This is a genomic window from Hydrogenophaga sp., from assembly GCF_035481345.1.
Taxonomy (GTDB): Bacteria; Pseudomonadota; Gammaproteobacteria; order Burkholderiales; family Burkholderiaceae_C; genus Hydrogenophaga.
Genome location: NZ_DATIGV010000174.1, coordinates 22618 through 32592 on the forward strand (window position 1 = coordinate 22618; position 9975 = coordinate 32592).

12 protein-coding genes are annotated in these 9975 nt (G+C 70.0%); 10 read left to right on the forward strand and 2 right to left on the reverse strand.

Annotated features, from left to right (window positions below):
* Positions 1 to 41: 41 nt before the first annotated feature.
* Positions 42 to 1217 (reverse strand): HPP family protein, encoded by a 1176-nt coding sequence (locus tag VLG41_RS17690; protein WP_325350705.1) that lies wholly within the window; start codon positions 1215 to 1217, stop codon positions 42 to 44.
* A 205-nt stretch (positions 1218 to 1422) separates the two neighbouring features.
* Here VLG41_RS17690 and VLG41_RS17695 point away from each other — a divergent pair, with 205 nt between their 5' ends.
* From VLG41_RS17695 to VLG41_RS17725, 7 genes are all read left to right on the forward strand, one after another.
* On the forward strand, positions 1423 to 1845 hold the full coding sequence (locus tag VLG41_RS17695) for a VOC family protein (protein ID WP_325350706.1): 423 nt from the start codon (positions 1423 to 1425) through the stop codon (positions 1843 to 1845).
* Between the two features lie 86 nt (positions 1846 to 1931).
* On the forward strand, positions 1932 to 2903 hold the full coding sequence (gene dmeF, locus VLG41_RS17700; RefSeq protein WP_325350707.1) for a CDF family Co(II)/Ni(II) efflux transporter DmeF: 972 nt from the start codon (positions 1932 to 1934) through the stop codon (positions 2901 to 2903).
* Between the two features lie 22 nt (positions 2904 to 2925).
* A complete protein-coding gene (pncB, locus tag VLG41_RS17705) occupies positions 2926 to 4125 on the forward strand; it encodes a nicotinate phosphoribosyltransferase (RefSeq protein ID WP_325350708.1) in 1200 nt (399 codons plus the stop codon).
* A 65-nt stretch (positions 4126 to 4190) separates the two neighbouring features.
* Complete coding sequence (locus VLG41_RS17710; RefSeq protein WP_325350709.1) at positions 4191 to 4781, forward strand: TetR/AcrR family transcriptional regulator; 591 nt, start codon at positions 4191 to 4193, stop codon at positions 4779 to 4781.
* A gap of 18 nt (positions 4782 to 4799) precedes the next feature.
* Entirely contained in the window at positions 4800 to 5087 is a 288-nt protein-coding gene (locus VLG41_RS17715) for a YciI family protein (protein WP_325350710.1), read from the forward strand.
* A gap of 9 nt (positions 5088 to 5096) precedes the next feature.
* The gene (locus VLG41_RS17720) at positions 5097 to 5705 is read left to right on the forward strand and encodes a DNA-3-methyladenine glycosylase I (protein WP_325350711.1); all 609 of its coding nucleotides are present in this window, start codon (positions 5097 to 5099) and stop codon (positions 5703 to 5705) included.
* A gap of 118 nt (positions 5706 to 5823) precedes the next feature.
* Entirely contained in the window at positions 5824 to 7518 is a 1695-nt protein-coding gene (locus VLG41_RS17725) for an AMP-binding protein (protein ID WP_325350712.1), read from the forward strand.
* Between the two features lie 26 nt (positions 7519 to 7544).
* Here the strand turns inward: VLG41_RS17725 and VLG41_RS17730 are convergent, their stop codons facing one another.
* Positions 7545 to 8417: a LysR family transcriptional regulator gene (locus VLG41_RS17730; RefSeq protein WP_325350713.1), complete on the reverse strand. Its 873-nt coding sequence runs from the start codon at positions 8415 to 8417 to the stop codon at positions 7545 to 7547.
* Between the two features lie 145 nt (positions 8418 to 8562).
* Between VLG41_RS17730 and VLG41_RS17735 the strand changes: the two genes are divergently transcribed.
* The 3 genes from VLG41_RS17735 to VLG41_RS17745 all read left to right on the forward strand — a co-directional run.
* Complete coding sequence (locus VLG41_RS17735) at positions 8563 to 9006, forward strand: VOC family protein (protein ID WP_325350716.1); 444 nt, start codon at positions 8563 to 8565, stop codon at positions 9004 to 9006.
* Positions 9003 to 9584, forward strand: coding sequence for a flavin reductase family protein (locus VLG41_RS17740; RefSeq protein WP_325350714.1), 582 nt, complete (start codon positions 9003 to 9005; stop codon positions 9582 to 9584). Before VLG41_RS17735 ends, VLG41_RS17740 begins: the two co-directional genes overlap by 4 nt.
* A gap of 169 nt (positions 9585 to 9753) precedes the next feature.
* A partial coding sequence (locus VLG41_RS17745) for a transporter substrate-binding domain-containing protein (protein ID WP_325350715.1) occupies positions 9754 to 9975 on the forward strand: 222 nt, incomplete at its 3' end.

The window sequence follows — 9975 nt, forward strand, 5'->3', positions numbered from 1 at the left end:
CGCACCATACCCCAGCGGGCCTGGCGCGGATGTCTCCGGGGCTAACCCCGCACCGCCGCGTCCATCGCGCGGATCAGGTCCGACTGCGTGACGATGCCCACCAAGCGGCGCTCGGCGTCGATGATGGGCAGGTGGCGGTGCCCGCCCTCGGAGAACACCGGCACCAGCTCGGTCAGCGGGCGGTCTGCGCTGGCCACGCGCACCTGGCGCGTCATGATCTCGCCCACCGTGTGGCGCACCGGCCGGTGCATCTGGCGCAGCAGCGCGCGCAGGCGGAAGTTCACGCCCTCGTGCACGTCCATGTCCACCTGGCGCATGAAGTCGGCCACGGTGACGATGCCCACCAGGTGGTGCTGCCGGTCCACCACCGGCAGGGCCTTCACGCGGTGCTGGCGGATCAGCGCCCAGGCCTGGCGCAGCGGCATCTCGGCGCGCGCCGTCACGGGCTCGCGCGACATCACGTCGGCGGCTCGCAACTCGCCCATCGTGCGCTGGTAAGCCGCAGCCTCGGCGTACTGCATCAGGTCCTGCAGGTCCTCGCGGCTGATGTCGAGCACCTGGTTGTAGTGCGCCAGCGCGGCGTCCAGGTCATGACTGGTGAGGCGCGCGCCGCCGGGCTCGGCCGGCACCGTGTGGTGCACGTGCGGCCAGCGCCGCCGCGTGAGGTTGTTGTAGAGCAGGCCCGCCGCCACCATCAGCACCGAATCCATCAGCACCGGCTGCAGCGCCACGCCGAAGTCCTGGCTGCCCATCAGCACCATCAGCAGCGCCGACGCGCCGCCCGGCGGGTGCAGACAGCGCAGCGCCAGCATCAGCGCCACCGACAAGCCCACCGCCAGTGCCGCGGCCAGGGCCGCGTGCGGGATCCAGATCGCGCAGGCCACGCCCACCAGGGCCGACAAGGTGTTGCCGCCGATCACCGACCAGGGCTGGGCGAGCTGACTCGATGGCACGACGAACACCAGCACGGCGCTGGCACCCAGCGGCGCCACCAGGGCGGTGGCCAGCGCGTGGTGGCCATCGCCCGGGGCGAGCCAGGTGGCGCCCAGGCCGGCGACGAGGATGCCCAGCGCGGCGCCGATGCAGGCGCGCCATTTCTCGCGCGCGTCGATGGTCTGGGCGGCGGGCCACAGGGCACGCAGGGAGAGCAGGAGTTCGGGCCAGAAGCCGTGCAGCGCGCGGCGCCACGCGGGCCGGCGCGGGGTCGCGATGGGCATGGGAGAAGAGGGGGATGGGGGAAGCCGCCGCCGCGGGCCTCGTTGCCGCGCGGGGGGCCGTAGTGTGCCAGCGCCGCGCGCCCCTGGGCCGGGACCACCGATTGCCCGGCGCCTCTTGCCTTGCTCTTGCCTTGCTCTTGCCGTTCCCCTGGCACGCCGTTGATTGGCACACTTGGCCCTCAAGGACATCGACGCACACCGACGCATGAAGCCCTACCTCTCCCTCATCACCCTCGCCGTCGCCGACCTGGATCGCGCGCTGCGCTTCTACCGCGACGGCCTGGGCCTGCCCACCGAAGGCATCGTCGGCCAGGACGTGGACCACGGCGCAGTGGCCTTCTTCGACCTGCAACCCGGCCTCAAGCTTGCGCTGTTCCCGCGCGAGAACCTGTGCCACGACGCGGGCATCCTGCCCGGCCCGGCCAGCCCGTCGAGCATGAGCCTGGCGCACAACGTGGGTTCGGCCGAGGCCGTGGACGCGGTGATGCGCGAGGCCGAAGCGGCCGGCGCGCGCATCGTCAAGGCCGCGCAGCCCACCTTCTGGGGCGGCCACGCGGGCTACTTCACGGACCCGGACGGCCACCTGTGGGAGGTGGCCTGGAACCCGGCCTGGCCGCTGCCGGAATGACCCCGGGCGCCATGCGCCGTTGAACGCCCGCGCCGGCAATGCCGGCATGATCCAGGGGCCAATTCCCCGAGTCCCGGAGCCTTTCCATGCACACCCACGACCTCAGCCCCTGGCGGCACGAACACGTCTTCGACACCGGCAACGCCGCCGGTGAGCGCGGCACCTGGTGGGTGATGGCCCTCACCGCCGCGATGATGGTCATCGAACTCTCGGCGGGCTGGTTCTACCACTCGATGGCGCTGCTGGCCGACGGCTTCCACATGAGCAGCCACGCGGTCGCCATCGGCCTGAGCGCCTTCGCCTACTGGGCCGCGCGCCGCTTCGCGAAGGATCAACGCTACGCCTTCGGCACCTGGAAGCTGGAGGTGCTGGCCGGCTTCGCCAGCGCGGTGTTCCTGCTGGTGATCGCCGGCTTGATGGTGGTGGGCTCGGTCGAGCGCCTGTTCTCGCCCGCGCCCATCCGCTACCAGGAGGCCCTGCTCGTCGCGGCCGCCGGCTTGCTGGTCAATGTGGTGTCGGCCTTCATCCTGGGCACGGCGCAGCACCACGGACATGACCACGGGCACGCGCATGGGCACGGGCACGCGCATGGGCACGCTCACGCTCACGATTCAGGCCAGGACCTGAACCTCAAGGCCGCCTACCTGCACGTCGTCGCGGACGCCGCCACCTCCGTGCTCGCGCTGGTGGCGCTGGCCGGCGGGTGGTGGCTGGGCTGGACCTGGCTCGACCCGGTGATGGGTCTGGTGGGGGCCGCCCTGGTGGCCGTCTGGGCCAAGGGCCTCATCGCCGACACGGCCAAGGTGCTGCTGGACCGCGAGATGGACGATCCCGTGGTCGAGGAGATCCGGGAAGTGATCGCCGAGCGCGGCGCGGCCGGCGAGACGCTCGTCGCCGATCTGCACGTGTGGCGTGTGGGCCGGGCCGCGTACGCCTGTGCCTTGAGCCTGGTCACGCACGACCGCCAGCTCACGGCCGATGAGGTGCGCCGCTGGCTCTCGGTGCACGAGGAGATCGCGCACGCCACGGTGGAGATCCACCACTGCGCGGCGGATTGAGCCCGCGCGGACAATGCGCCGCATGACCCCCATCATCCACAGCCTGCTCGACACCGACCTCTACAAGTTCTCGATGTGGCAGGCCCTGCTGCATCGCCACCCCACCACCCAGGCCCGCTACAGCTTCGTCTGCCGCAACGCCAGCGCCTACCCCCTGGTCGAGCTGGTGCCCGAGGTGAACCGCGAACTGGACCACCTGTGCTCGCTGAGCTTCAGGCCCGACGAACTCGCCTACCTCAAGGGCCTGCGCTACATCTCGTCCGACTTCGTCGACTTCCTGCGCATCTTCCGTTTCCAGCGCGACTTCATCGAGGTGCGCGCCATCGGTGATTCGATCGACATCGTGGCCAGCGGCCCGCAGGTGCACGTGATGGCCTTCGAGATCTTCGTGCTGGCCATCGTCAACGAGCTGTACTTCCGCCGCTTCGACGCCAGTGCCGCGCTGGCCGAAGGGCGCCGTCGCCTGGCCGCCAAGATCGGGCTGCTTCGCGACTTCGAGCATGAGCCACCGCGCCGCCATCCTTTTGAACTGTCCGACTTCGGCGTGCGCCGCCGCTACAGCGGTGCCTGGCAGCGCGAGGTGGTGGCCACGCTGCGCGACGCCGTGCCGCAGTTCTTCAAGGGCACGTCCAACGTGCTGCTCGCCAGGGAACTGGGCCTGCCCCCCATCGGCACCATGGCGCACGAGTACCTGCAGACCTACCAGACCCTGGGCGTGCGCCTGCGCGACTTCCAGAAGGCCGCGCTGGAGGACTGGGTGCAGGAGTACCGCGGCGACCTCGGCATCGCGCTCACCGACGTCATCACCATGGACGCCTTCCTGGCCGACTTCGACCTCTACTTCGCCAAGCTCTTCGACGGCCTGCGCCACGACTCGGGCGACCCCATCGAATGGGGCGAGAAGGCCCTGGCGCACTACGAACGCCTGCGCATCGACCCGCACACCAAGCGCCTGGTGTTCTCCGACGGCCTGGACCTGCACCGCGCCCTGGCCATCTACCGCCACTTTGCCGACCGCACGCAGATGGGCTTCGGCATCGGCACGCACCTCACCAATGACATGGGCCTGGAGCCGCTCTCCATCGTGATGAAACTGCGCCAGGCCAACGGCCAGCCGGTGGCCAAGATCTCCGACACACCGGGCAAGGCCCTGTGCGACGACGCCACCTTCCTGGCCTACCTGCGCCAGGTGTTTGGCGTTGGCGATGGCTTGACGAGATAGGACAAGCGTCCTATGCTGCGCCCTTCCGGCTGGGACAAGTGTCCTAGCCCGCCCGGGAAGCGCCCATGTCCATCCGCGACCAGATCATCGAGACCGCCGACCGGCTCTTCTACGAGCAGGGCTATGCGCCGACGTCCTTCAGCCACATCGCCGATGCGGTGGGCATCTCCCGCGGCAACTTCTACTACCACTTCAAGACCAAGGACGACATTCTCGATGCCGTGATCGACCTGCGCCTGGCGCGCACGCGGCAGATGCTGGACGAATGGGCCGCGACGGTCGACGACCCCGCCGAGCGCATCCTCCTGTTCGTCGAGATCCTGTTGCGCAATCAGGACAAGATCATGCGCCACGGCTGCCCGGTCGGCAGTCTCTGCCAGGAGCTGGCCAAGCTCGACCACACCGCGCAGGGGCGTGCCAGTGGCGTGATGGCGCTGTTTGCCGAGTGGCTGCGCGAGCAGTTCGAGCGCATGGGTTGCGGCGGCGACTCGGCCGGGTTCGCCTTGCACCTGCTGGGTCGCACCCAGGGTGTCGCCGCCCTGGCCAATGCCTTCGGCGACCCGGCCTACATCCGGCACGAAGTCCGCCTGATGGGCGACTGGGTGCGCGCATGCACACCCGCGGTCCCCACCCCTGCGCGCCGCGCGCGCGCCTGAACCTCAAGGAACTCCCTCATGCATCTTGTCCTCTTGCGCTTCGGCGCCCACCGCGACCGCGCACCGCAGCACATGGCGGGCCACAAGGCCTGGTTGCAACGCGGATTCGACGATGGCGTGTTCGTCCTCGCGGGCAGTCTCGGCGGCGCGCAAGGCGGCGCCGTGCTGGCGCACCGCGAGTCCATTGACGATCTGCGCGAACGGCTCGCCCAGGACCCCTTCGTGGCCGAGGCCGTGGTGCAGGCCGAGATCGTGGCGATCGAACCTTCGCGCGTGGACGAGCGCCTGTCCTTTCTCCAGCACTGATCCACCCACATGAGCCAGACCCTCCCCGGCCCCGACGGCCAGCCGCGTTGCCGCTGGTGCGCTTCGGCCCCCGAGTTCCTGCCCTACCACGACAAGGAGTGGGGGTTTCCCGTCGACAACGACCAGCGCCTGTTCGAGAAGCTGAGCCTGGAGGCCTTTCAGTCGGGCCTGAGCTGGCGCACCATCCTGGCCAAGCGCGAGAACTTCCGCGCCGCGTTCAAGGGCTTCGACTTCCACCGCATGGCGCGCTTCAACGAGCGCGACGTCGAGCGCCTGTTGTCCGACGAAGGCATCGTGCGGCACCGCGGCAAGATCGAGGCCGTCATCCACAACGCGCGCAGCGCGCAGGAGATGGTGAAGACCGAGGGCTCGCTCGCCGCCTACTTCTGGCGCCACGAACCCGGGCCCGGTGAACTGGCGCCTCCCCAGAGCGCCTCGACCTCGCCCACGTCCATCGCCTTGTCCAAGGACCTGAAGAAGCGCGGCTGGAAGTTCGTGGGCCCCACCACCGTCTACGCCTTCCTGCAGGCCATGGGCCTGATCAACGACCACGCCGAAGGCTGCGTGGTGCGCGCGGACGTGGACCGGGCGCGCGGCGCCTTTCGCCGTCCCGGCTGAGTGCTGCCGCGCAACAGCGGGTGTTCCGCCGCGGAACACCCGGGCATGGGGATTGCCCGAGGGTGCGGCGCCGCCGAGTCCGCGCGAACATGCCGCTCCGCTTGCCTGGAGAACCCCCATGAACACCGCCACCGAGTCGCTGGCACGCGGCCCCTCGCAGCCGCCCTTGCGCGAAGAGACCATCGGTGCCGCGCTGGACGCCACCGCGCGCGAGCACGCCAACCGCGAGGCGCTGGTGATCCCCCACGAAGGCGTGCGCTGGACTTGGGCCGAACTGCGCGAGCGCGCCGACGAACTGGCGGCCGGCCTGCTGGCGATGGGCCTGCAGCCGGGCGACCGCGTCGGCATCTGGGCGCCCAACTGCAGCGCCTGGACGCTGACGCAGTTCGCCACCGCGCGCGCCGGGCTCATCCTGGTCAACATCAACCCCGCCTACCGCGCCAGCGAGCTGGCCTATGCCTTGCACAAGGTGGCCTGCTGCGCCCTGGTGCTGGCGCCCGCGCTCAAGACCAGCGACTACATCGCCATCCTGCGCGGCGTGGCGCCCGAGATCGACCGCTGCGAGCCCGGCCAGTTGCAGGCCCTGGCCCTGCCCGAGTTGCGCTGGGTGGTGCGCCTGGGCGAGGAGCGCACGCCGGGCATGCTCAACTTCGCCGACGTGAGCGCGCGCGCCACGCCGGCCTCGCGCGAGCGCCTCGCCACCATCGGCCCACGCCTGAAGGCGCGCGACCCGATCAACATCCAGTTCACCAGCGGCACCACCGGCCACCCCAAGGGCGCCACGCTCACCCACCGCAACATCCTCAACAACGGCTTCTTCGTGGGCGAGGCGATCCGCCTCACGCCGGACGACCGGCTGTGCATCCCCGTGCCGCTCTACCACTGCTTCGGCATGGTCATGGGCAACCTGGCCTGCGTCACGCACGGCAGCACCATGGTCTACCCCAGCGAGGCCTTCGACCCGGCGGCCGTGCTGCGCACCGTGCAGGCCGAGCGCTGCACCGCGCTCTACGGCGTGCCCACCATGTTCATCGCCGCGCTCGACCACCCCGACTTCGCCGGCACCGACCTGCGCACGCTGCGCACCGGCATCATGGCCGGCTCGCCCTGCCCCATCGAGGTGATGAAGCGCGTGCAGCGCCAGATGAACATGCGCGAGGTGACCATCGCCTACGGCATGACCGAGACCTCGCCCGTCTCCACCCAGAGCGCGGTGGACGACCCGCTGGAGCGGCGCGTGTCCACCGTGGGGCGCGTGCAGCCGCACCTGGAGATCAAGATCGTCGACGCCGATGGCCGCACCGTGCCGCGCGGCACCGTGGGCGAGTTCTGCACACGCGGCTATTCGGTGATGCAGGGTTATTGGGGCGACGCCGACAAGACCGCCGAGGCCATCGACACCGAGGGCTGGATGCACACCGGCGACCTGGCCACCATGGACAGCGAGGGCTTCGTCAACATCGTCGGCCGCTTGAAGGACATGGTGATCCGCGGCGGTGAGAACGTGTACCCGCGCGAGGTGGAGGAGTTCTACTACCGCCACCCCAAGGTGCAGGACGTGCAGGTGGTGGGCGTGCCCGATGCGAAGTACGGCGAGGTGCTGTGCGCCTGCGTCGTGCTCAAGCCCGGCTTGCGCTGCACGGCCGAGGAGTTGCGCGCCTTCGCGCAGGGCCAGATCGCGCACTACAAGGTGCCGGCCTACGTCGAGTTCGTCGACGCCCTGCCCATGACCATCACCGGCAAGATCCAGAAGTTCGTGCTGCGCGAGCAGATGGCGAAGAAGCTCGGCCTGAAGGCGGCGTTGACGGCCTGAACAGACCCCCGCGCGGCGGATCGGGCTCAGGCCAACCGCGTGCCATAGGCTTCGGCAATGAGGTTCGCCAAGCCCTGCATGGCCTCGGGCAGGTCGGCCCGGTGCACGAGGCCGATGTCGCGGTGGAAGGTGTGCGCGCCCAGGTCCAGCGCGCGCACGCCCGCCGGCCAGCGGCGCCGGTCGGTGGTCTGCGGCACCAGGGCCGCGCCCAGGCCCGCCGCCACCAGGCGCACGATGGCCTCCTGCTCATCGAGCTCGCACACCTCCCGCACCGCCAGGCCATGGGCACGCAGGAAGCGGTCCACCTGCCGGCCACCGAAGGAGCTGCGGTCGTAGCGGATGAAGGGCAGGCCCGTGAGCAGCGCGCGCCAGTCGCCCGCGGGCGCGCCGCGCGGCACCAGCAGGCGAAAGGGCTCGCGCGCCAGCGGCGTCCAGCGCAGGTCGCTGTGCAGCGCGAACGGCGGACGGATGATCAGCGCCGCGTCGAGGTCGCCCGCGTCCACCGCGTTGAGCAGCGTCGTCGACACGCCGGGCACCACGCGCGTGCGGCTGCCGGGCCACTGGCGGTGGAACTTCACCAGGGCCTGCGGCAGCAGGGCCTGCTGCACCGAGGCGATGGCGCCCAGGCTCACGAACACCGCCTGCCCTTTGGCGCGCTGGCGCGAGCCGAGCTGGCCGTAGAGCTGGATCAGCTCCTGCGCCTGCGCCAGGGTCTGCCGCCCGCGCGGGTTCAGCCGCGCCGAGCGACCGGTGCGGTCGAAGAGGGTGAAGCCCAGCTCCTCTTCCAGCCGCTTCATCTGCGCGCTCACGGCCGCCTGCGTCAGGCCGATGCGCTGGCCGGCGGCGGCGAAAGTGCCCTCGCGGGCCACGGTGACGAAGGTCTTGAGCTCGGGAATCATGCACAAAGGATACTGGTGCTCGGCCCAAAAAAGGATTGATTTTCTTTTGGCTCGGCAGGGCCTAGCATCGCGGCTTTCCCCTTCCACCCACGAGCACCGCCCGGAGCACACCATGAGCACCGACACCATCGCCCCCGCGCCCGTGATGCGCGCGCCCGCCACCAATCCCGCGCCCATGTCGCCCTTTCACCTGGCCTTCCCGGTGCACGACCTGGACGCCGCGCGCCGCTTCTACGGCGAGACCCTGGGCTGCCCCGAAGGCCGCAGCTCGCCCGAGTGGATCGACTTCAATTTCTACGGCCACCAGATCGTCGCGCACCTCGCGCCCGAGGCCTGCGGCGGCGCGGCCGTCAATGCCGTGGACGGCCACGGCGTGCCCGTGCGCCATTTCGGCATCGTGCTGCCCCTGGCCGACTGGGAGGCCATGGCCGAGCGCCTGAAGGCGCTGGGCACGGCCTTCGTCATCGAGCCCTACATCCGCTTCAAGGGCCAGCCCGGCGAGCAGGCCACCATGTTCTTCCTCGACCCCTCGGGCAACGCCATCGAGGTCAAGGCCTTCGGGGACATCAACAAGCTGTTCGCCAAATGAGCGCCAGCCGCTTCGAGCCCGTGCGGCTCGAGCACGCCAGCCGCCTCATCAACCACGGCCCCACCGTGCTGGTCACCAGCGCGCACGGCGGGCGGCGCAACGTGATGGCTGCGGCTTGGTCCATGCCGGTGGACTTCACGCCGCCGCGCATCGCGGTGGTGATCGACAAGACCACCTTCACGCGCGAACTGGCCCAGGCCAGTGGCGGCTTCGGCCTGTGCCTGCCGGGCCTCGCCCTGGCCGACCTGACCTACAGCGTGGGCCAGCACAGCGGCCGCGCGGGCGATAAGTTCGAGCGTTACGGCATCGAGGCCATCACTGGCCCGGTGCTCGGCGTGCCCCTCATCGAGCGGGGCTGCGCGGCCTGGCTCGAATGCCGCCTGATCCCCGAGCGCCACACCGAGGACGCCTACGACACCTGCTTCGCCGAGGTGGTGGCCGCCGCGGCCGATCCGCGCATCTTCGCCAACGGGCATTGGCTGTTTGACGAGCACAACGCCGAGCTGCAGACCATCCATCACCTGGGCGCGGGTCTCTTCGTGCGCTCGGGCGGCACGGTGCAGGCCCGGGCGCTCTAGCCCTCCGAACTCCGTTTCGCGCCGCGCGCTCTTGCACGTGGCGCTTGCATTCATTCGGCAATGCAAGTAGATTTGCGCCGTCGATTGGCTTGCAAATATCAAGTGCATCGACTTGGTGCATCGAGAAACCCACTTTGATGCGCGTTCCACCCCTCACGAGGATCACCGCATGAACACCCTTCGCCGAGTTCTGTTGGCGGCCGCCGCGCTGTGCGTCGCCCTGGGCAGCAGCACCGCCTTCGCGCAGTCCCAGACCCTCGTGGTCGCCACCGACACCGCCTTCGTGCCCTTCGAGTTCAAGGAGGGTGACAAGTACGTGGGCTTCGACATCGACCTGTGGGACGCCATCGCCAGGGAGCTGGGCCTGAGCTACCGCCTGCAGCCCATGGAC